The sequence below is a fragment of the Paenibacillus sp. D51F genome (assembly GCF_053345695.1).
On record NZ_JBKFAO010000018.1, the window covers coordinates 34167 to 56001 of the forward strand.

The following is a 21835-nucleotide window of genomic DNA, read 5'->3' on the forward strand; positions in this document are numbered from 1 at the left end:
TGTTTTGCCTGCGGAATGGATATAATAGAGGCAAGTCGATATTACCGGAAGCAGAGAAAGAAGGAGAGAGTGGAATGGCCAAGCTGTCGGACAAGATCATCGTCAAGAACCTCGAGCTGAAGAACCGGATCGTCATGCCGCCGATGTGCCAATACTCGGTTGATGCCGAGGACGGCACGCCGAACGAATGGCATTATGTGCATTATGTCTCGCGGGCGGTTGGTGGAGCCGGGCTGATTATTATGGAAATGACCAATGTCGAGCCGGACGGACGGATTACGAACCGCTGCCTCGGCCTGTGGTCGGATGAGCAGATTCCGGCCTATAAGCGCATCGTGGACGAGTGCCGGCGCTACGGCGCCAAGGTCGGGGTGCAGATCGCGCATGCCGGACGCAAGGCGACCGATGCGGCGGTGCCGGTCAGCTCTTCTCCGATTCCCGTCGAGCCGGAGGGCTGGAAGACTCCCCGGGAGCTTACGACGGAGGAGGCGGAAGCCCAGGTGGAGCTGTTCCGTCAAGCCGCCCGCCGCGCGGTGGAAGCCGGGTTCGACACGATCGAGCTGCATGGCGCCCACGGCTATTTGATCCATCAGTTCCATTCCCCGTCTCTCAACCATCGGACGGACAAGTACGGACAGGACAAAATGCTCTTCGGCTGCGAGGTGATCCGGGCGGTCAAAGAGGTGCTGCCGGAAGGCATGCCGCTCGTCATGCGGATCTCGGCCATCGAATACATCGCAGGAGGGTACGATCTGGACTACGGCGCCGAGCTGGCCCGCCGCTATCAGGAAGCCGGAGTCGATGCCTTTCATGTTTCCTCCGGCGGCGAGGCGCCTCCGAACGGCGATCTGAAGCCGGGCAACTACCCTGCCTATCAGGTTCCGATGGCTCGCAGGATCAAGGAAGAGACGGGCCTCCCCGTCATCGCTGTCGGCATGCTCGACGAGCCCGAAGTCGCCGCCGCGGTCGTCGGAACGGGCGATGCGGATCTGGCGGCCGTCGGCCGCGGGATGCTGCGCAATCCTTACTGGGCGGTCAATGCCATCCTCAAGACGGAGGGCGGCCGCACGGAGCAGGTTCCTTACAAACGGGGATATCCTCTGCGCTAAGTTATGAATCCTTCCAGAATCGGGAAAGCTGGTAGATAGATAAGTTGATTTCTAGACTTACCTGCATCCCAAGTTCTGGAGGGCAAATCATGAAACAAATTCTGCTTATAACGGACGGCTGCTCCAATGTCGGCCTCAGCCCCGTCGTGGCGGCGGCTCAGGCGCTGTCGGACGGCATTACGGTGAATGTGGTCGGCGTGCTCGACGGCGGGGACCTCGGCGAATACGGAGCCAAGGAAATTCAGGAGATCGCCCATGCGGGCGGCGGCATGAGCCGGATGGCGAGCACCCGCCAGCTGTCGCAGACAGTGCAGATGATGACGCGCAAAACCGTCGTGCAGACGATCCAGCAGGTCGTGCAGAAGGAACTGAAGTCGGTGCTCGGCGGCCAAGGCGCCATCGAGGAGCTGCCGCCGGAGAAGCGCAGCGAGGTCGTGCGCGTGATGGACGAGCTCGGAGAGACGAGCAAGCTGCGGGTCGCGCTGCTCATCGACGCCAGCGCAAGCATGAAGCCCAAGATGGCGGCCGTGGAGGAAGCCATCCGCGACCTGATGCTCAGCCTGCAGTCGAGGCAGGGAATCAGCGAGCTGTCCGTCTTTCATTTCCCAGGCAATGGGCATGGCGACGACGCTTCCCTGGATATGGACTGGACGACGAACCTGAGCGGCGTGCAGTCTCTGTTTCCCAAGCTGCAGATGCGCGGCACGACGCCGACAGGCCCCGCTCTGCTGCAGGTCATCGAGCATTATCGCGGCAGGGACGACCGGCGGCGGGGCGGCGAAGAGGACGGGATGATGAGTGGATACGTCGTTTAAGCTTCATTTGGATAAAGGCATGGTCATCACCGGCAAGTGGCGCAAACGCCGCTACCGGGTCGAGCGCATGCTCGGAGAAGGGGCCAACGGCAAAGTGTACCTGGTCGAGCGGGACCGGCGCCTGCTGGCGCTGAAGGTCGGCTCGGACACGGTCGACCTGCAGTCCGAGATCAACGTGCTGCAGGCGCTGGAAGGCCGGGCCGGGAGCCGGGCCGAGCCTTTCCTGCATGACGTCGACGATTTGAAGCTCGCAGGCGGCAAGGAATATCCATTCTATGTGATGAAATATGTGCGGGGAACGAAGCTCCCCGCCTTTCTTGCTGCCCGGGGGCCGGAATGGTTTCCGATCGCGGGCTACAACCTGCTGCAGCGTCTGGCCGAGCTGCATGAGTCGGGATGGGCCTTCGGCGATCTCAAGATGGACAATATTCTCGCAGCCGAATACGGGCATGTGGAGCTGGTCGATTACGGAGGCGTTACAGCGTTCGGCAAGAGCATCCGCCAATTCACGGAGATTTACGACCGCGGCTATTGGAATGCGGGCACTCGCGCTTCGGACGCGGCCTACGACCTTTTCTCCTTCGGGGTGCTGTGCGTCCAGCTGTTTCAAGAAAAGGCGCTCTACCGCCATACGGCCGGCACCTTGCCGCAAAACCGCTCGCCGCAGGAGCTGCTGAAGCTTGCTTCAGAATGCCCCGAGCTGCGTCCGTTCGCAGGCTGGCTGGAGAGGGCGTTTGCCGGCGGCTTCCGAAATGCGGAGGAGGCGGGCGCGGCATGGAGCGTCGTCATGCGGAGAATCGGGACGGGAGGCGGCCCCAAGAAGCGGAAGGGCGCCGTTCCGGGATGGACGAAGGCGCTGTTCCTGCTGTCGTCCGGGGCGCTCGCCGCGGTCCTGTACTGGCTTCTGCTCGGCCAGGGATAAGAAAAGGCGTTCTTAAAGGGGGAGGGTTGGAGCATGGAGAGGCTGGTCGAAGAGCTGGAGCGCGGATTCAAGGATCGCCTCTGGGAACGGGGGGCGGCGATCGTCGTCGCCGTCAGCGGGGGGCCGGATTCCATGGCTTTGCTGCATGCGCTCCATGCAGCTGCCGGGCGCTGGGAGCTGCGGCTTGGGGCGGCCCATGCGAATCACGGCTTCAGGCCGGAGGAGTCAAGGTCCGAGCATGAGGGAGTGCGGGCTTTCGCCGAGCGGCTCGGCATCCCTTTTTATTCCGCGGAGCTGGATGTGCCGGCTTATCTGGAGAGAAGAGGCGGCAACAAGCAGGATGCGGCCCGCAAGCTGCGCTACAAGTTCCTGCATGAAGCCGCGGCAGCCCACGGGGCGTCGGCGATCGCGCTTGCCCACCATGCGGACGACCAGGCGGAGACCGTGCTGATGCGGATCATCCGTGGCACGGCGCCGTCCGGCCTTGCGGGCATTGCGCCCCGGCGCACCGAAGGGGGAGTGGAACTTATCCGTCCTCTCCTGCGTATAGGCAAGTCGGACCTCCTGGATTACTGCAGCCGCTTCGGCGTTCCTTCCTTCACGGACAGCAGCAACGAACATCCGGATTACTTCCGCAACGCCGTTCGGCTCGAGGCGATTCCTTCGCTGGAGCGTTTCAACTCCCGGCTCCGACCGTCGCTGTGCCGGCTTGCCGAGGCCGCCTCGGCGGAAGCGGATTTCCTGGACCGGGAAACGGAGTCCCTCCATCGGTCTCTGGTCGCCTCCACCGCAGGCGGAATGACGATGCGGGGCGCGGATTTGGCGGGTCTCCACGTCGCTTTACAAAGGAGATTGATTAAACTAATATTAGATTATCTCGCTCTGGAAAAGGAACCCACCGGGTTTGAAGAGGTGGAGAATATACGTCTTGGCGCCCTGGCGGCGGAGCCGTCCAACTGGCGCATCGACCTCTCCCGCGGACTGCGCTTCCGCCGGGAATACGGGCAGCTCTCCTGGGAGCGGCGCCCCGCCGTGAAGGCAGCCCTGGAGGAACGCGAGGCTCCGCTGGACGGACGGCTCGTTCTTGAAGAGGCGGGCCTTCTGTTTGCATTCCGGACGCTGGAAGATCTGGACGGGGACGCAGTCGGGAAGGCTGCGCAGGCTGGTCCGCACCGCGCCGTATTCGACCTGGATAAGCTGTCGCTTCCTCTTGCCGTGCGGCCCCGCAGGGCAGGCGACCGGATGAGCGCCATGGGACTAAACGGCACCAAAAAGGTGCAAGATATGTTCGTTGACGCCAAGGTTCCGCCTTCCCGCAGGGACTTGCTGCCGCTTCTGTGCGACGGCGAGGGAACAATCCTTTGGATTCCGGGCATCCGCCGCTCGGCGGAAGCTGCGGCGGAGCCGGAGAGCCGGCGGCTGCTCGTCGTCGAATCGGCGCCGAATCCGGCCCGAGGCCTCGGCAGCGAAGAGAATGGAGAATAACCAGGCTTATTGGATTCATAATTATAGGATTAAGGTCATCGGGAGGAACACAACTTGCATAACGACATTCAAGAGATTCTGCACAGCGAGGAAGAGATCCAGAGGAAGGTCAAGGAGCTCGGAGAGATTCTGACCGGCGATTACGAAGGCCGCAATCCGCTTGTCATCTGTGTGCTCAAGGGCGCGTTTATCTTCATGGCGGACCTGGTTAAGGAAATACGCGTGCCTCTGGAAATGGACTTCATGGCCGTATCGAGCTACGGAGCTTCAACGAAATCCTCCGGGGTCGTCAAGATCATCAAGGATCTGGACGTTTCCGTGGAAGGCCGCGACGTGCTGATCGTGGAGGATATCATCGACAGCGGGCTCACGCTCAGCTATCTGATCGACGTGCTTGAGAGGCGCAACGCCAAGTCCGTCACGGTCGTCACCCTCTTCGACAAGCCGTCGGGACGCTCGGTCGATCTCGATGCCGACTATACCGGCTTCACGCTGCCGGATGCTTTCGTCGTCGGATACGGCCTCGACTATGCGGAATACTACCGCAATCTCCCTTACATCGGCATCCTGAAACCGGAAGTCTACACCAAATAGTCCCTTTGCGATTTCCCTTGCCTGCCCTGAACCGGGGTTCTGTTGAGATGGTCAGACAGGCTATGGTAAAATATTTGAAGCGTCTTGAGAGGAGGTAGGGGATGAATCGAATCATCCGGAACACTGGATTTTACCTGCTTATTTTCCTGGTAACCGTCGGAATTGTCCAATTCATCAGCAATCAGGACGAAAACAGCACCCAGATTCGTTACGACGAGTTCCAACATCAGCTCCAGGCTGACAATATCGACAAGCTGACGGTTCAATTCGACAGTTACACGTATCTGGTGACCGGTGAATACAAGAAAGCGCCAGCGGGGTCTGAAAGCAATTCGCTCAAGTTCTTCACCTACACAAATGCGGAGGAATACACCTCCAAGCAGATTTCGGATACAGCCTTGAAGAATGGAATCGCGATCGAGTACAAGAAAATGAAAGGCCAGAGCATCTGGCTTACATTCCTGACCTCCATCATTCCGTTCGTGATCATCTTCATCCTGTTCTTCTTCCTGATCAATCAGGCACAGGGCGGCGGCGGCAAGGTCATGAACTTTGGCAAGAGCAAAGCCCGTTTGTATAACGAAGAGAAGAAGCGGGTCACGTTCGAGGACGTCGCCGGCGCCGACGAGGAGAAGCAAGAGCTCGTCGAGGTCGTCGAATTCCTCAAGGATCCGCGCAAGTTCGCCGCAGTCGGCGCCCGCATTCCGAAAGGCGTGCTGCTGGTGGGCCCTCCGGGTACCGGCAAGACGCTCCTGGCCCGCGCTGTCGCAGGCGAAGCCGGAGTTCCTTTCTTCAGCATCTCCGGCTCCGACTTCGTCGAGATGTTCGTCGGCGTAGGCGCATCCCGTGTCCGCGACCTGTTCGAGAACGCCAAGAAGAACGCGCCTTGCATCATCTTCATCGACGAGATCGATGCTGTCGGACGCCAGCGGGGCGCAGGCCTCGGCGGCGGACATGACGAGCGCGAGCAGACGCTCAACCAATTGCTCGTCGAGATGGACGGCTTCGGCGCCAACGAAGGCATCATCATCGTAGCTGCCACCAACCGTCCGGACATTCTGGATCCCGCGCTGCTTCGTCCAGGCCGCTTCGACCGTCAGATCACGGTTGACCGTCCGGATGTTAAAGGACGCGAAGCCGTCCTCAAAGTCCATGCGCGGAACAAGCCGCTCAACAAGGACGTCAAGCTGGAGATCATCGCGAAGCGGACGACCGGCTTTACCGGCGCCGATCTCGAGAACCTTCTTAATGAAGCGGCATTGCTTGCCGCAAGACGCAACAAGAAGGATATCGGCATGACCGAGGTCGATGAAGCGATCGACCGCGTCATCGTGGGCACGGAGAAGAAGAGCCGCGTCATCAGCGATCGCGAGAAGCGCATCGTGGCTTACCACGAGGCGGGCCACACCATCATCGGCTACTTCCTGGAGAATGCCGACATGGTGCACAAGGTCACGATCATTCCTCGCGGACGCGCCGGCGGTTATGTCATCATGCTTCCTAAGGAAGACCGCATGCTCATCACCAAGCAGGAAATGCTCGACAAGATCACCGGCTTGCTGGGCGGCCGCGTAGCCGAAGAACTGTTCATCGGAGAAATCGGCACCGGTGCCTACAGCGACTTCAAGCAAGCGACCGGAATCGTCCGCAGCATGGTCATGGAATACGGCATGAGCGACAAGCTCGGCCCGATGCAGTTCGGCAGCACGCAAGGCCAAGTATTCCTTGGACGGGATATCGGCCACGAGCAGAACTACTCCGACAAGATCGCTTACGAGATCGACCAGGAGATGCAGAACTTCATCAACGAGAGCTACAACCGCGCGAAGCAGCTGCTTACCGAGAAGAGCAAGGAAGTGCATCTGATCGCTCAGACGCTGCTTCGCCTCGAGACGCTCGACCTGGAGCAGATCCGCAACCTGATCGAGACCGGCTCCGAGAACGGCGACGGTTCGGGCAGCGGCGACGCAGGCGGCGAAGAACCTTCCAGCGAGCCGACGATCGACACGATCGGCGGTGTCAAGATCCGCATCCAGCCTCGCGATCCCGGCGAAGGATCGACTGCAGGCGAGAGCATTACTGACGCCAATACAGGCGGCTCCGACATCGGCGGAGACGGTACCGGCAGCGGTCCGGACAAAGTCTAAGTTATCGATTGAAACCTTGCAGCCCTCATGCACAATTGTGCATGAGGGCTGTTGCTTATGCTCAGGCGGTCCGGTATAATATCCGAGGGTGAGGGAAAGGTAACAGGGTAGAAATAATTCCCTCTGTAAGGGCTATGTAAGTTTTATAGATGAATAGAGGTCATATTTATCCAATTTATTTCATGAAAAATGAAAATGCTTTGGATTATTCAGATGTAAATGCTTTCACCGTGTAAGTTTTAATAACATTTTCTCATTGACTCTTATTGATTATAGGCTATAATAACTATATCCAATCAAAACGTATAGGACAGGGGAGAAATACACAGATGAAATGGACAAGCAAGCCGTTCCAAGTGCTGAGTGTATCTGCGCTCGCTATGATGCTCGTTGTTTCCGGTTGCGGTTCGAAGAATAATAACAACTCCGAGAATGCGGGCGGAGCAGCGGGTACCAACACACCTGCCAATACGGAGAATGCAGGCGGCTCCAACGCCGACTACTCCAAGCTCAAGATCGGCATGGTTACGGACGGCGGCGGCATCAACGACAAGTCCTTCAACCAATCCGCTTGGGAAGGCCTCCAGAAGCTCGAGAAAGACACCGGCATCAAGGTAAAGGCTCTTGAATCGAAGGGCGACGCCGACTTCGAGCCTAACCTGAACACGCTGATCAAAGGCGGCTACGACCTCACTTGGGGCATCGGCTTCATGATGAATAAAGCGATGACCAATGTGGCCACTCAAAACCCGGATGCGAAGCTCGCGAGCATCGACTCCGTAGTAGACGCTCCTAACGTAGAATCTGTCATGTTCGCCGAGAACGAAGGCTCCTTCCTCGTCGGCGTCGTTGCGGGCCTGACGACCAAGACGAACAAAATCGGCTTCGTCGGCGGCGTAGAAGGGGACCTGATCGGCAAATTCGAAGCTGGCTTCACGGCTGGCGTGAAAGCTGTCAATCCGGATGCTACGGTAAAAGTCAGCTATGTGGGCGACTTCACGAAGCCTGACCTTGGCAAAGCGGCAGCAGCTACGATCTACAACGATGGCGCCGACATCATCTACCATGCAGCAGGCGGCAGCGGCAACGGCGTCTTCACCGAAGCCAAAGAGCGCGTCAGCAAAGGTCAAAAAGTATGGGTTATCGGCGTCGACAAAGACCAATCCGTCGACTTCGGCAATGACATCACGCTGACTTCCATGATCAAGCGCGTTGACCAAGCGGTAGAAATGGTTTCCAAAGATCTGGCCGACGGCAAATTCGAAGGCGGATCGACTCGTACGCTGAGCCTGAAAGACGGCGGCGTAGGTCTTCCTGAGAACAACCCTAACGTCCCTGAGGATGTAATGGCCAAAGTAAAAGAGTACGAAGCGAAAATTACGGGCGGAGAAATCACGGTACCAACCGCGCCAAGCAAGTAAGATTGTCCGAGCCCAAAGACAAGGCCAGCCTCTAGAGCCGGCCTTGTTCTTTTTGCCGTAAAAGGGAAGGAGATGCAAGGATGGAGCAAAGGCCGATCGTAGCAGAACTGAAAGGAATCACCAAGAGATTTCCCGGCATTGTCGCGAACGACAACATCAGCCTGCAGCTTGGAAAGGGAGAGATCCACGCCCTTCTAGGAGAGAACGGCGCCGGCAAGTCGACTCTCATGAATATCCTTTTCGGGCTCTATCAGCCTGACGAGGGGCATATCGAAATCAACGGCAGCCCCGTGGTTATCGACGGTGCCGGCAAGGCGATCGAGCTGCGGATCGGCATGGTCCATCAGCACTTCAAGCTGGTCAAGCCTTTTACAGTAGCGGAGAATATCATTTTGGGCAACGAGCCTACCAAAGGCGCTACGATCGATATCAAAAGCGCCAATGAACGCGTGAAGCAGATTTCCGAGCAGTACGGCCTGAAAGTGGATCCGCGCGTAAAGATCGAGGATATTACCGTAGGCATGCAGCAGCGGGTCGAAATTCTGAAGACGCTTTACCGCGGCGCGGACATTCTCATCTTCGACGAGCCTACAGCCGTTCTGACCGTTCAGGAGATCGAAGAGCTGATCGTCATTCTGCGCAATCTGGCTCGCGAAGGCAAATCGATCATTCTCATCACGCATAAGCTCAAGGAAATCATGGAGATTGCGGACACCTGCACCGTCATCCGGCGCGGCAAGGTCATCGGCACCGTTTCCGTGAAGGAATCCAACGAGCGCCAGCTGGCGGAAATGATGGTCGGCCGTTCGGTCAGCTTCCAAGTGGACAAGCAGAAGAGCAAGCCGGGCAAGCCGGTGCTGGAAGTGAAGGATCTGGTCGTTCCGGGCGAGCACGGCAAGCCGGTCGTCGACCATGTCACCTTCGACATCCGCGCAGGCGAAGTGTTCGGCATCGCCGGCGTCGACGGCAACGGACAGACGCAGCTCGTCGAGGCGATCACCGGCATGCGCAAGGCAAGCGGCGGCTCGGTGAAGGTGCTCGGCAAGGAATTGCTGGGAACCTCCGTACGTACGGTGACGGAAGCCGGCGTATCGCATATTCCCGAAGACAGGCACAAGCACGGTCTCGTGCTCGACTTCAGCGTCAGCGAGAATATGGTGCTGAACAACTATTACAAAGAGCCTTTTACCCACAAAGGTTTATTGAACTACAAGGCGATGGACCAGAACGCCAAGAAGCTCTCCGAGCAGTTCGACGTGCGGATGTCCGGCATCCATACGGAGGCCCGCTCCTTGTCGGGCGGCAACCAGCAGAAGGCGATCATCGCCCGGGAGCTTACCCGCGATCCGGAGCTGATCATCGCCGTGCAGCCGACTCGCGGTCTTGACGTCGGCGCCATCGAATTCGTGCACAAGCAGCTGATCGAAGCCCGCAACGAAGGCAAAGCGGTGCTGCTCGTCTCCTTCGAGCTGGAGGAGCTGTATGGCCTCTCCGACCGCCTAGCGGTCATCTATGAGGGACGGTTCATGGGCCAGATGGAAGCCGACGAGAAAAACGAAGAGCAAATCGGACTCATGATGGCGGGCAACGCCATGGGAGCCGGCGCCGGCCATACAGGCTGAGACAGGAGGACAACGGATGCAGCGTCTCAATCAAATCTTTACGAAACAGTCCACCTATGTTCCGATTCTGGCCATCATTCTCGGCCTGATCGTCGGCGCCATCGTCATGTGGATGGGCGGATTCAACCCTTTCGAAGCCTATAAAGCGATGCTGGTCAAAATTTTCGGGACAACCTATGACTTCGGCGAAGCCATCCGCCAGGTTACGCCGCTCATTTTCACCGGCTTGTCGGTTGCGTTCGCGTTCCGCGCGGGATTGTTCAATATCGGCGCGGAAGGCCAGTTCATCATGGGAATGACGGCCGCCACATGGGTCGGCATCAACACCGATCTGCCTTGGTTCATCCATCTTCCGCTGGCCGTTCTGGCAGGCGGCCTCGCAGGCGCAATCTGGTCGGGCCTTGCCGGCTGGCTCAAAGCGACTCGCGGAATCAACGAAGTCATTTCGACGATCATGCTGAACTGGATCGCTTATTACTTCGCGAACTTCATGGTTCGCGTCGTCATGATCGAGAAAGGGCAGAACCGCTCCCAGGATGTGCTGCCGTCGGCTTCGGCATCCATCGACTGGCTGTCCGCTCTGATGGACAATGCCCGCGTCCACTGGGGCACGGTCATCGCCCTGCTTTGCTCCGGTATTTTCTACTACATTCTTTGGAAGACCCGTCAAGGGTACGAGCTTCGCGCCAGCGGCCACAACGCGGATGCCGCTTTCTACGCGGGCATCAACGTCAAGGGCAGCATCGTCAAGGCGATGATGATCTCCGGCGCTTTCGCCGGTCTCGGCGGCGCCTTCGAGATTCTCGGCGTGTTCAAGTCCATGGCGGTCATGAACGCGCAGCCAGGCTACGGATTCGACGGCATCGCCGTTTCCCTGCTCGGCGGCAACAACCCGTTCGGCATCGTGTTCGGCGCGATTCTGTTCGGCTTCCTCAGCTACGGCTCGCAAGGCATGAACTTCGAGCTTGAGGTTCCGAACGAAATCATCCGGATCGTCATCGGCTCGGTCATCTTCTTCGTAGCCAGCCACGGCATCGTCAAATGGTTCCTCAAGCCGTTCTTCAAAAAACGGCGGGAAGAAAAGAAGGGGGCGGCGTAAATGGATCTTTTGGCTCAGTTGATCAACACGACGCTGGTCTTCTCGACCGCCCTGATTCTGGCCGCGCTCGGCGGCATCTTCTCGGAGCGCTCCGGCGTCGTCAACATCGGCCTTGAAGGCCTCATGATCGTCGGCGCGTTCAGCGCTGCCGTGTTCACGTATTTCTCCAGCGAATGGGGCTTCGGCGGCGGCTCGCCATGGTTCGGCCTCCTCATGGCGGTCGTCTGCGGCGTCATCTTCTCTCTGCTGCATGCGGTGGCTTCCATCACGCTGAAGGCCAACCAGGTCATTATCGGGGTCGTCATCAATATACTTGCTCTGGGCGCGACCATCTATCTGGTCAAGAGCCTGTTCGACGGCCAGGGCCAGTCGGAGAACCTGACCGGCATCGCCTTCACCAAATGGAACATTCCGGGCCTGTCCGATATCCCGTTCATCGGCGAAGCGCTGTTCAAGGCCTACCCGACCACGTACATCTGCTACGTGCTCGTGTTCCTGAGCTGGTTCGTCCTGTACCGGACCCGCTTCGGCCTGCGCCTGCGCGCCGTCGGCGAGCATCCGGGCGCGGCGGACACCGTCGGCATCAGCGTCACGAAGTACCGCTACATCGGCGTCATGCTGAGCGGCGCGTTCGCCGGTCTCGGCGGCGCGGCGATCTCGCTGACGACGACGTACGATTTCTCGCACACGACAATCAGCGGCCAGGGCTTCATCGCGATCGCGGCGATCATCTTCGGGCGCTGGCATCCGATCGGCGCGGCAGGGGCGGCCTTGTTCTTCGGCTTTGCCCAGGCTCTGCGGTTCCAAGCCCAGCTGTTCGAATGGTCCAAGGCCATTCCGAACGAGTTCCTGTACATGCTGCCTTACGTGCTCACGCTTCTGCTGCTCGCGTTCGCGGCGGGCAAGAACCGTGCTCCGGCGGCGGCGGGAGAGCCTTACGATCCCGGCAAGCGTTAATATCGACTCACAGCCTCTTGCATTCATATGCAAGAGGCTTTTTTTACAACCTCGAAAACGGAGAGAACAAGAAAGCAAGGAGGACGGCCATGTTGGCCATGCGTCAAAAAAAGGATTCCAGCCGCAGAAGCGATGGAGCTCTCTGCCCCCATTTTCACCGAAGGGACCTATAAGCTCCAGACAGCCGGTCATCCTTGAAAATCGCGGCTCCGCAAGCAAAATTCCTTGGTTGACAGCCTCGGAGCAGGGGTGTAAATTAGGTGGTACTGAATCGTCACATCTTATCAACATTGTGAATCATTTCACGAGTTAAAAGGGGCATCCGGCATGGAATGTCCGGATGGTTGAGCATACTATAACGGGTCCGCGCCTGCGTCGACGCAAGGCAGTGACGGACTTTGAAGGAGATGGATCGACGTGGAAGCTTTGGCTCTGGAGCGCAAGGCGGAACAGAACCGGGAACTGCGCGAGAGGCTGCTGCAGCTGAAGAAAGAACGCAACGCCATCATTCTCGCCCACTATTATCAGAGGGATGAAATTCAAGAGGTTGCCGATTTCCGGGGCGATTCGTTCCTGCTGGCGCAAAAGGCGGCAGAAACCGACGCGGATACGATCGTATTCTGCGGCGTCCACTTCATGGGCGAGAGCGCCAAGATTCTGGCTCCGGGCAAGACCGTCATCATTCCCGACGAGCGGGCCGGCTGCCCGATGGCCGACATGGTCAATGTCGAGGGCCTGCGCAAGCTGAAGGCGCAGCATCCCAATGCGAAGGTCGTCACCTATATCAACTCTTCGGCCGAGATCAAGGCGGAGACGGATATTTGCTGCACGTCGGCCAACGCCGTGAAGGTCGTCAACTCGGTCGACAGTGACGAGATCATCTGGGTGCCGGACAAGAACCTGGGCCATTATGTCCAGCAGAAGACCGACAAGAAGATGATCATCTGGGAAGGCTACTGCAATACCCATGACATGCTGACCGTCAAGGACGTCGAGGAGATGAAGGCCAAATACCCGAACGCGGAATTTGTCGTCCATCCCGAATGCCGTCCGGAAGTCGTCGAGCTCGGCGATTTTGTCGGAAGCACGACGGCCATCATCAAATATTGCAAGGAATCGCCCAATAAGGAATTCATCGTCGGAACCGAGGACGGCACCGGCTACCAGCTTCGTCTGGACAGCCCGGATAAGACGTTCCATTTCGCGACCAAATACCTGGTATGCCCCAACATGAAGGTCAACAACCTCAAGAAGCTTGTGCGCTGCCTGGAAAACATGTCTCCGCAAATCTATGTGCCGGATGCCGTTGCCGACAAGGCGCGTCTGTCCCTGGAGCGCATGCTGCTGGTGAAGTAGCATGCGCTACTCCCATGTCCGGAGGAGCTTGCACCTATGATACCTAGATATTTAGTCGATCTGAATCTCGACGAGCTGCCTGTCGTGGAGAAGGATGTCATCGTCATCGGGGCCGGCATTGCCGGTCTTTTTACCGCTATACGGGCCAGCGAACGCAATTCGGTCCTGATGATCACCAAGAAATCGCTCATGGACAGCAACACGCGCTACGCGCAGGGGGGCATTGCCGCCGTCATCTCCGACGAGGATTCTCCCGACTTCCATCTGGAGGATACGCTCGTGGCCGGCGCCGGCCTATGCGATCGCGACGCTGTGGAGGTGCTGGTGCATGAAGGGCCCAAGGGCGTGCGCAGCCTGATCGGCATGGGCACCCAATTCGACCTGGAGAACGGGGAGTTCGCCCTGACGAAGGAGGGCGCGCACAGCCAGCGGCGCATCCTGCACGCCAACGGCGACGCGACCGGCTTCGAGATCGTCCGCGCCTTGTCGGAGAAGGCGATGTCCGCCGAGAGGATCGAAGTGTGGGACGACCACTTCGCCATCGACCTCATCACGCGGGACAATGAATGCTGCGGCGCCCTTGTGCAGAAGCCGGACGGCAGCCGGGTATTCGTCCGCGGCAAGGCGACGATTCTGTGCACAGGCGGCACGGGACAGATGTTCCGGTATACGACCAATCCGGAAGTGGCGACCGGAGACGGCGTCGCGATGGCTTACCGTGCCGGAGCCTACATAAGAGACATGGAATTCATCCAGTTCCATCCGACGACGCTTTGCTATCCGGGCGCGCCCCGCTTCCTCATCTCGGAGGCTGTCCGCGGGGAAGGAGCGATTCTGCGCAACATCCACGGCGACCGCTTCATGGAGCGCTACCATCCGCAGCTGGAGCTGGCGCCGCGCGACGTCGTGGCCAATGCCATCGTCAGCGAGCTGGAGCAGACGCGGTCGACATTCGTCTATCTGGACGTGACGCATGAGTCGGAGGAGATGGTTCGCCACCGGTTCCCGACGATCTACGAAACCTGCCTGCAATACGGCCTCGATCTGACGACGGACTGGATTCCGGTCGCTCCGGCGGCTCATTATACGATGGGCGGCGTCAAGACGGATCTGAACGGAGAGACGAATCTCTCCCGCCTGTTCGCCTGCGGCGAAGTGTCTTCGACCGGCGTGCATGGCGCGAACCGGCTGGCGAGCAACTCGCTGTCGGAGGCGATCGTGTTCGGGCGCCGCATCATCCACCGCATCGAGGAGCTGCCGCCGCTTGAGGGCGCGGTTCATGTACGGGAAGAAAAGGAAGGGCATAGCGCCATCTCCAGACAGGCGGTCGTGGAGAAGCGGCTCAAGCTGCAGAAGGTCATGGTCCGATATGTCGGCTTGCGCCGCAGCTCGGACAGCCTGGCCAAAGGGCTTGTCGAGCTGAAGAGGCAATTGCCGTTCCTTTCGTCGGTCATGGCCAAATGGGAAGATTTCGAGTTCGCCAATCTGCTGACCATCTCCATGCTGACTGCAGAGTCCGCGGCTGCACGCGAGGAAAGCCGCGGCGCGCATTACCGGGTGGATCATCCTCAGCGGGATGACCGCAATTGGCGCAAACATACGGTTCTGCACCGAGTGCAGGGCATTACGGAGGAATCGGTATATGATGGATCAGCGATTTGAGGCCGGCCTAGGCCTCGGCGGTTATGATAAAAGTCTTCGGGACAGCATCCAGAGCTGGTTGGCCGAGGATATCGGCACCGGGGATGTGACGACCCGCACGACTATTCCGGCTGGCAGCAACATGAAAGCCGTCATCCACGTCAAGGAGGACGGGATTATCGCCGGCCTGCCCGTCGCGCAGACCGTCTTCTCTGTCGTCGATCCCTCCCTTGCCTTCACGGCTCATGTACAGGACGGAGACCGGGTAACGGCCGGCACGGTCATCGCGGAAGTAGAAGGCAGCACGCACAGCATTCTGACGGGCGAGCGCCTCGCGCTCAATCTGATGCAGCGCTTGTCGGGCATCGCGACCAAAACGAGCCGCTTCGTCGACATTCTGGACGGGCTTCCGACACGTCTGGTCGACACCCGCAAGACGACTCCGGGCCACCGGATGCTGGAGAAGTACGCCGTCCGCGTCGGCGGCGGCGCCAATCACCGCTTCGGCTTGTACGACGCCGTCATGATCAAGGACAACCATATCAAGGGAGCCGGCGGCATCACGGCGGCCGTGACCGCGTCCCGTTCCGCCATCCCGCACACGATGAAGATCGAGGTTGAGACGGAATCGATGGAGCAGGTCGGCGAAGCCCTTGATTGCGGCGCGGACATCATCATGCTCGACAATATGAAGCCGGAGCTTATGGCGGAGGCCGTTCGTCTTGTCAAGAGCCGTTCTCCTCATGTCCGGACGGAAGCCTCGGGCGGAGTGCGGCTGGAAACGATCCGGGCCATCGCCGAGACCGGCGTGGACATCATTTCCGTCGGCGCCCTCACGTATTCGTTCGAAGCTCTCGATATCAGCCTCGACCTGGGCGGCAAGAAGGGGAGGTCGTAATCCGTGATTGTCGTCATTGACGTAGGCAATACGAACATCGTGCTCGGCATCTATCGCGGACAGGAGCTGCTCCATCACTGGCGCATGAGCACCAACCGCTCGGCGACGAGCGACGAGTACGGCATGATGGTGTACAACTTCTTCCAATTCGCCGGCATCTCCATCGATGCCATCGACGGAGTCGTCGTCTCCTCGGTCGTGCCGCCGCTCATGAGGACGCTGGAGCAGCTGTCGGTCAACTACCTTCGGCACTCCCCTCTCGTCATCGGTCCCGGCATCAAGACGGGACTCAACATCCGGTACGAGAATCCGCGCGAGGTCGGTGCGGACCGCATCGTGAATTCTGTCGCCGGAATCGAGAAATACGGCTCGCCGCTCATCGTCGTCGACTTCGGGACGGCGACGACGTTCGATTATATCGATCCGAGCGGCGCTTATCTGGGCGGCGCCATCGTGCCGGGCATCGGCATCTCGACGGAAGCGCTTTATCAGAAAGCGGCCAAGCTGCCGCGCATCGAGCTTGTCCGGCCGCGCAGCGTCATCGGCCGCAATCCGGTGACTTCGATGCAGGCCGGCATCATTTTCGGCTATGCCGGACAGGTGGACGGCATCGTCCGCCGGATCCGCCAGGAGTTCGGAACCGACCCGCGCGTCATCGCGACGGGCGGCCTGGCCGACATGATCGCGGAGGAATCGGAGACGATCGAGAAGGTGGACCAGCTGCTCACGCTCGAAGGGCTGCGCATCATTTATGAGCGCAACCAGGACCAGCATGGTTAATAAAGTCGGAGAACGAGCAAATTTAAATAGGAGCAAGTGAGATAGGCTGAAATCTTGAGCATCAACGGCAATGAAGAAACCAATAGAGGACAAGGAGGGATTCATTGATGAGCGATTACAAGGAAGGAGCCCGCGAGGGCGACTATCTCGTCCGGGGAACGGCATGGGGCGGCAAAGTCCGCGTATTCGCGGCGCGCACGACCGAGCTGGTCGGCGAGCTGCAGCGGCGTCACGGAACCTACCCGACCGCTTCCGCAGCGCTGGGACGCACAGCGACGATCGGGTCGATGATGGGCATGATGCTCAAGGGCGAGGAGAAGCTGACGCTTCAGGTCAAAGGCGACGGTCCGATCGGCCAGATCGTCGTGGATGCCAACGCCAAGGGCGAGGTGCGCGGTTATGTCGACAATCCGGAGGCGCATGTGCCGAGCAATTCGCTCGGCAAGCTCGATGTGGCAGGCGTCGTCGGTACGACGGGCTTCGTCCATGTCACCAAGGATCTAGGCCTCAAGGAGCCTTATCGCGGCAGCGTTCCGATCGTCTCCGGCGAGCTGGGCGAGGATTTCACCTATTACTTCGCTTCCTCCGAGCAGACGCCTTCGGCGGTCGGAGTGGGCGTGCTGGTGGACGTGGACGGAAGGGTCCTGCATGCAGGAGGCTTCATTCTCCAGCTGCTGCCGGGCTTGACCGATGAGGAGATCGAGCGGCTCGAGACGGCTCTGGGCGGACTGCCGCATGTCACGGCCCTTCTGGATCAGGGAGAGACCCCGGAAGAAATTCTGCGGTGGGTCGTCGGCGACGAGCTGACTGTGCATGAGACGATGGACGTGAGGTTCGTCTGCCAATGCTCTCCGGAAAAGGTGGAGCAGACGCTGATCAGCATGGGCGAGGCCGAGCTGAGGAACTTGATCGAAGAGGAAGGGTCGGCGGAGGTCGTCTGCCACTTCTGCAACGAGGCCTACACGTTCGACAAGCCTCATCTGGAAAGGCTGCTTCAAGAAGCCACCGCCGGCAAGAACGGGTAAGGGAAGACTGGAGATATGGGCAAGGACAAAATGCTCAAGGGAATCATCGGCTTGCAGGCGGTCTGCATGATCGTGCTCGCCGTTTTCGTTGTCCTCCAGCAGCTTCCCGAGTCGGCTCCTGCATCGGGCGACATGCCTGGAGCGGGAGCCGGAGGCTCGGACGGCGAAGCGGCTGTCGTCGGGGACCAGTCCATCCGGAATTCGGACTGGGTGGAGCATCTCAAGCAGCAGTACGGAGACAGCGTGCTGAGGATGCTGATGCTGCGCAGCGCGCTGGACCAGGAGAGCGCCAAGGGGAGCCTGGAAGTGACGGCCGAAGAGATTCAGTCGGAGCTGGCTTCCCAGATGGAAGGCTACGAGGATGAGGACGCCTTCTACCGGGAAATGAAGGAGCAGCTCGGCATGAGCCGGGATGACGTATGGAGCGACGCCATGTACCGCCTGCTTCTGGAAAAGTGGATGACGCGCGGCATCGAGGTTCCGGACAAGGAAGTAGACGCTTATATGAAGGAGCATCAGGCAGAGCTCTCCCCTTCCTCGCGCCTGCATCTCCGCTGGATCGTGCTTGCGGATTCGGACAAGGCCTCTGCGGTGTTGGATGAGCTGGAGCAGGGGGCCGACTTCGAGGAGCTGGCGCAGCGGGAATCGCTGGATGAAGGAACGGCTTCAAGCGGTGGAGATCTCGGCCTGATCGACGAGCGGGATCCATTCCTCGACCCGGGGGCGGCCAAGGCGGCCGCCGGCCTGCAGCCCGGCGACATCGCCGGGCCAGTGGAGGTGGCCGGAGGTTATGCGGTCATTGAGCTGCTGGAGCGGATCACGCCTCCGGACCCCGGCAAGGCCGCCATGCGCGAGCGGGTCAAGCGCATGATCGCCCTGGACGAAGCAGGGTCCCTGAAGGATGGGGAAGAGAAGCTTCTCAAGCAATATCAGGCAACGGTGCTGCCCGATCCGACACCGGAACCGACCAAAGGATAGCGAAATGACGATACGGTCATGCTGTCCTCCGCGATTCTATTGACAAGGGCCGAAAGGCCTTGTTAAGATAGAAACAGTTATAACCTACTATTTTAGTCGGAATATAGATGAGGAGGCAGTTGACTATGGCCAGAATTGTGCAGAATGTGACCGAACTGATCGGAGATACGCCGCTTGTCCGCTTGAACCGCTTGGTGCCGGAGGGAAGCGCCGAAGTGTACGTGAAGCTGGAATATCAGAACCCAGGCTCCAGCGTCAAGGACCGCATCGCCATCAGCATGATCAATGTTGCGGAAGAGCAAGGTCTGATCCAACCGGGCGTGACGACAATCGTCGAACCGACGAGCGGCAACACAGGAATCGGTCTGGCCATGGTTGCTGCAGCCAAAGGCTACCGTTCCGTGCTCGTCATGCCGGAGACGATGAGCCTTGAGCGCCGCAACCTGCTTCGCGCTTACGGCGCTGAGCTGGTGCTGACGCCTGGAGCGGAAGGAATGAACGGCGCCGTCAAGAAGGCGGAGCAGCTGGCGGAGGAGAACGAGAACTACTTCATCCCGCAGCAGTTCAAGAACCCGGCCAACGTCAAGGTCCACCGCGAGACGACGGGACCTGAGATCGTCGAGGCGATCAACGGCTACGACGGCAAGCTGGATGCGTTCGTAGCGGGCATCGGCACCGGCGGCACGATCAGCGGCACGGGCGAAGTGCTGCGCAAGAGCTTCCCGAACATCCACATCGTCGCGGTCGAGCCTGCGGCATCACCGCTGCTGTCCGGCGGCAAGCCTGGCGGCCACAAGATCCAGGGCATCGGCGCCAACTTCATTCCGGATATCCTGGATCGCGAGATCTACGATGAGGTCATTACGGTCGAGAACGAGGAAGCATTCGAGTATGCGCGCCGCGCTGCCAAGGAAGAAGGCCTGCTCGTCGGCATCAGCTCCGGCGCAGCCATCTCTGCAGCGCTGCAGGTCGCCAAGAAGCTGGGCCCGGGCAAGCGCGTCATCGCGGTTGTGCCGAGCAACGGCGAGCGCTACCTGAGCACACCGCTGTTCAACTTCGAGAACTAGGTTCCGGATAACACGAAGGCTCGCCGACGATCGGAGGCAGAGGCTTCATGCAGGGCAAGCCGTTCCGACGCCATCTCTATCGATGGCGCGGGGCGGTTTTTTCATGGCCGGAAACGCCATCCCGCAGAGGAGGGGTTCCGTGTTTCCATGGCAAGCGCTTTCGGAGGCGAGCGGTTTCCATCAGGGTGGAATGGGGTCTTTTTCAGCTTGATTTTGCCCTATCAAAAGGATACGATCAGTCGATAGAGAAAAGGACGAAGCATGAACGGGGGAAGCGGGGCCATGGCAGAGATCATCGGATGCACATCTTGGGAGCGGTGGAAATCTTGGCTGGGCGGGGAGAAGAGGTACACGACTCTGCCGGTGCTGGCCAGCCTGCCGCTGCCGGAGGAGAGCCTGCTGCCGGAATCCTGGGAAGTGATGTGGCTGGAGGCGGGGCCTTGCTCCATCGTTCTGGAGAGCGGCAAAAGCGGAAGGTACACCTATATGGGACGGCGGCCCGCCGAGCTGCTGCAGGGCAAGGGCGGTTATGCCGAACAGCTCCGGCTTCGGACCGGAGAGGATGGCGAGCCGGCAGATTACGAACTGGTCGAGCGCTTCGAGGCCGCTCCGCTGGAGGCGGTCAGGCGATGGATGCGAGGATCGGAGGGGCCGAGGCTTCCTGCGGAAGAAGGTCCGGCGTGGACCGGGGGCATCGGCGGGTTCTGGAGCTACGACATCATCCGCTCCATCGAGCGTCTCCCGGAGCTGGCCGAAGACGACCTCGGCTTGCCGGACTATCTGTTCATGCGGCTGGACGAGCTGTGGATCGTCGACCACCAGGAGCGTCTGCTGTACGCTTCGGTTCATGTCCCGCTGGCCGGCCAAGCTGATGCAGGCGCCATAAGAGCTGCATACGATGCGGCTGTCATCCGGGCGGAAGAAATGCTTCGGGAATGGGCGGACTGGAGCGCCGCATCCGGTGCGGCAGCGGAGCTTGCCGATTCCCGCCGCCAGCTCCTGGCGCGGGAGCGGGACGGCTCTGCCCCTCCTTTCGCGGATGTGCCCGAAGGGGCCGCGAGCCCGTTCCTCAAGGATCGCTATATGAATGCTGTCCGCCGGATCCAGGAATACATCGCGGCGGGCGACGTCTTTCAAGTCAATCTCTCGCTCAGGCAGCAGTGCCGGACGGAGACGTCTCCGGAAGAGCTGTATGAATGGCTTCGGCTCATCAATCCTTCTCCTTATATGGGCTTGCTGCGCACGCCGGCCTTCCAGCTGGTGTCCGCCTCGCCGGAGCTGCTCGTCGAGATGAAGGACGGCCGGCTGGCCACGCGTCCGATCGCCGGAACAAGGCGGCGCGGGCGCACTCCGGAGGAGGACGCAGCGATGGAGCGGGAGCTTAGAGCGAGCGAGAAGGAGACCGCCGAGCATATCATGCTCGTCGACCTGGAACGCAACGACCTCGGACGCGTGTCGAGCTATGGCAGCGTGCGCGTGGAGGAGCTGATGGCGGTGGAGCGCTACTCCCATGTCATGCATATGGCTTCCCAGGTGGAAGGCCGCCTTGCCGAAGGGCTCGATGCATTCGACGTCATCTCCGGGGTGTTTCCCGGGGGAACGATTACCGGCGCGCCCAAAATCCGCACGATGGAAATCATCGAGGAGCTGGAACCGGTCCGCCGCGGTCCGTATACGGGCTCGATGGGCTGGATTGACTACAGCGGGGATATGGAATTTAATATTATTATCCGCACGATGGCCGTCCGGGACGGTCAAGTGCATATCCAGGCCGGGGCCGGCATCGTGATCGATTCCGACCCCGAGCGGGAATACAAGGAATCCATCAGCAAGGCAAGAGCGCTGTGGCGCGCTTTCCAATACGCGGAGCTGCATCGTGCCGCGGATGCCGCGCCGGCATCCGACACCAACTGACAGGG

Annotated in this window: 18 protein-coding genes; all 18 read left to right on the plus strand. The window is 59.8% G+C overall.

All coding sequences use genetic code 11. The annotated features are described in order from the left end of the window. Window positions 1-74 precede the first annotated feature (74 nt). The gene (locus ACLBWT_RS21525) at window positions 75-1109 is read left to right on the plus strand and encodes an NADH:flavin oxidoreductase/NADH oxidase (RefSeq protein ID WP_447665168.1); all 1035 of its coding nucleotides are present in this window, start codon (window positions 75-77) and stop codon (window positions 1107-1109) included. Window positions 1110-1198: 89 nt separating this feature from the next. After that, window positions 1199-1924 carry a hypothetical protein gene (locus ACLBWT_RS21530; RefSeq protein ID WP_447665169.1) on the plus strand — a complete coding sequence of 242 codons (726 nt, stop codon included), beginning with the start codon at window positions 1199-1201 and terminating at the stop codon, window positions 1922-1924. Continuing rightward, window positions 1908-2846 carry a protein kinase domain-containing protein gene (locus ACLBWT_RS21535; RefSeq protein ID WP_447665170.1) on the plus strand — a complete coding sequence of 313 codons (939 nt, stop codon included), beginning with the start codon at window positions 1908-1910 and terminating at the stop codon, window positions 2844-2846. The genes ACLBWT_RS21530 and ACLBWT_RS21535 overlap by 17 nt, the downstream gene beginning before the upstream one ends. A gap of 33 nt (window positions 2847-2879) precedes the next feature. Continuing rightward, on the plus strand, window positions 2880-4331 hold the full coding sequence (gene tilS, locus ACLBWT_RS21540; RefSeq protein ID WP_447665171.1) for a tRNA lysidine(34) synthetase TilS: 1452 nt from the start codon (window positions 2880-2882) through the stop codon (window positions 4329-4331). A 54-nt stretch (window positions 4332-4385) separates the two neighbouring features. Next, window positions 4386-4925 (plus strand): hypoxanthine phosphoribosyltransferase, encoded by a 540-nt coding sequence (hpt, locus tag ACLBWT_RS21545; RefSeq protein ID WP_021878939.1) that lies wholly within the window; start codon window positions 4386-4388, stop codon window positions 4923-4925. A 101-nt stretch (window positions 4926-5026) separates the two neighbouring features. Then, a complete protein-coding gene (ftsH, locus tag ACLBWT_RS21550; RefSeq protein WP_447665172.1) occupies window positions 5027-7072 on the plus strand; it encodes an ATP-dependent zinc metalloprotease FtsH in 2046 nt (681 codons plus the stop codon). Window positions 7073-7401: 329 nt separating this feature from the next. After that, window positions 7402-8493, plus strand: a complete 1092-nt coding sequence (locus ACLBWT_RS21555; protein ID WP_447665173.1) for a BMP family lipoprotein — start codon at window positions 7402-7404, stop codon at window positions 8491-8493. Between the two features lie 80 nt (window positions 8494-8573). Next, entirely contained in the window at window positions 8574-10115 is a 1542-nt protein-coding gene (locus ACLBWT_RS21560; protein WP_447665174.1) for an ABC transporter ATP-binding protein, read from the plus strand. 16 nt (window positions 10116-10131) lie between these two features. Further along, window positions 10132-11214: an ABC transporter permease gene (locus ACLBWT_RS21565; RefSeq protein WP_076360012.1), complete on the plus strand. Its 1083-nt coding sequence runs from the start codon at window positions 10132-10134 to the stop codon at window positions 11212-11214. Next, a complete protein-coding gene (locus ACLBWT_RS21570) occupies window positions 11215-12171 on the plus strand; it encodes an ABC transporter permease (RefSeq protein WP_076360014.1) in 957 nt (318 codons plus the stop codon). It begins immediately after the preceding gene. A 417-nt stretch (window positions 12172-12588) separates the two neighbouring features. Further along, window positions 12589-13527 carry a quinolinate synthase NadA gene (gene nadA, locus ACLBWT_RS21575; RefSeq protein WP_447665175.1) on the plus strand — a complete coding sequence of 313 codons (939 nt, stop codon included), beginning with the start codon at window positions 12589-12591 and terminating at the stop codon, window positions 13525-13527. A 36-nt stretch (window positions 13528-13563) separates the two neighbouring features. Further along, window positions 13564-15189: an L-aspartate oxidase gene (gene nadB, locus ACLBWT_RS21580; protein WP_447665176.1), complete on the plus strand. Its 1626-nt coding sequence runs from the start codon at window positions 13564-13566 to the stop codon at window positions 15187-15189. Further along, window positions 15170-16066, plus strand: a complete 897-nt coding sequence (nadC, locus tag ACLBWT_RS21585; protein ID WP_447665177.1) for a carboxylating nicotinate-nucleotide diphosphorylase — start codon at window positions 15170-15172, stop codon at window positions 16064-16066. Before nadB ends, nadC begins: the two co-directional genes overlap by 20 nt. A 3-nt stretch (window positions 16067-16069) precedes the next feature. Then, window positions 16070-16846, plus strand: coding sequence for a type III pantothenate kinase (locus ACLBWT_RS21590; RefSeq protein ID WP_447665178.1), 777 nt, complete (start codon window positions 16070-16072; stop codon window positions 16844-16846). Between the two features lie 107 nt (window positions 16847-16953). Beyond that, window positions 16954-17871: an Hsp33 family molecular chaperone HslO gene (hslO, locus tag ACLBWT_RS21595; protein WP_447665179.1), complete on the plus strand. Its 918-nt coding sequence runs from the start codon at window positions 16954-16956 to the stop codon at window positions 17869-17871. A gap of 15 nt (window positions 17872-17886) precedes the next feature. Next, window positions 17887-18849 carry a foldase protein PrsA gene (locus ACLBWT_RS21600; protein WP_447665180.1) on the plus strand — a complete coding sequence of 321 codons (963 nt, stop codon included), beginning with the start codon at window positions 17887-17889 and terminating at the stop codon, window positions 18847-18849. A gap of 125 nt (window positions 18850-18974) precedes the next feature. Beyond that, window positions 18975-19916, plus strand: coding sequence for a cysteine synthase A (gene cysK, locus ACLBWT_RS21605; RefSeq protein WP_447665181.1), 942 nt, complete (start codon window positions 18975-18977; stop codon window positions 19914-19916). A gap of 282 nt (window positions 19917-20198) precedes the next feature. Then, window positions 20199-21830 carry an anthranilate synthase component I family protein gene (locus ACLBWT_RS21610; protein WP_447665182.1) on the plus strand — a complete coding sequence of 544 codons (1632 nt, stop codon included), beginning with the start codon at window positions 20199-20201 and terminating at the stop codon, window positions 21828-21830. Window positions 21831-21835: the final 5 nt, after the last annotated feature.

What these genes read in the sequence shown, in the direction of transcription:
- cysK (WP_447665181.1), top strand. Translation starts at nt 18,975, where the DNA reads ATGGCCAGAATTGTGCAGAATGTGACCGAACTGATCGGAGATACGCCG.
- ACLBWT_RS21610 (WP_447665182.1), top strand. Translation starts at nt 20,199, where the DNA reads ATGGCAGAGATCATCGGATGCACATCTTGGGAGCGGTGGAAATCTTGG.
- nadB (WP_447665176.1), top strand. Translation starts at nt 13,564, where the DNA reads ATGATACCTAGATATTTAGTCGATCTGAATCTCGACGAGCTGCCTGTC.
- ACLBWT_RS21555 (WP_447665173.1), top strand. Translation starts at nt 7,402, where the DNA reads ATGAAATGGACAAGCAAGCCGTTCCAAGTGCTGAGTGTATCTGCGCTC.
- tilS (WP_447665171.1), top strand. Translation starts at nt 2,880, where the DNA reads ATGGAGAGGCTGGTCGAAGAGCTGGAGCGCGGATTCAAGGATCGCCTC.
- ftsH (WP_447665172.1), top strand. Translation starts at nt 5,027, where the DNA reads ATGAATCGAATCATCCGGAACACTGGATTTTACCTGCTTATTTTCCTG.
- nadC (WP_447665177.1), top strand. Translation starts at nt 15,170, where the DNA reads ATGATGGATCAGCGATTTGAGGCCGGCCTAGGCCTCGGCGGTTATGAT.
- ACLBWT_RS21600 (WP_447665180.1), top strand. Translation starts at nt 17,887, where the DNA reads ATGGGCAAGGACAAAATGCTCAAGGGAATCATCGGCTTGCAGGCGGTC.
- hslO (WP_447665179.1), top strand. Translation starts at nt 16,954, where the DNA reads ATGAGCGATTACAAGGAAGGAGCCCGCGAGGGCGACTATCTCGTCCGG.
- ACLBWT_RS21530 (WP_447665169.1), top strand. Translation starts at nt 1,199, where the DNA reads ATGAAACAAATTCTGCTTATAACGGACGGCTGCTCCAATGTCGGCCTC.
- ACLBWT_RS21525 (WP_447665168.1), top strand. Translation starts at nt 75, where the DNA reads ATGGCCAAGCTGTCGGACAAGATCATCGTCAAGAACCTCGAGCTGAAG.
- ACLBWT_RS21565 (WP_076360012.1), top strand. Translation starts at nt 10,132, where the DNA reads ATGCAGCGTCTCAATCAAATCTTTACGAAACAGTCCACCTATGTTCCG.
- ACLBWT_RS21570 (WP_076360014.1), top strand. Translation starts at nt 11,215, where the DNA reads ATGGATCTTTTGGCTCAGTTGATCAACACGACGCTGGTCTTCTCGACC.
- ACLBWT_RS21560 (WP_447665174.1), top strand. Translation starts at nt 8,574, where the DNA reads ATGGAGCAAAGGCCGATCGTAGCAGAACTGAAAGGAATCACCAAGAGA.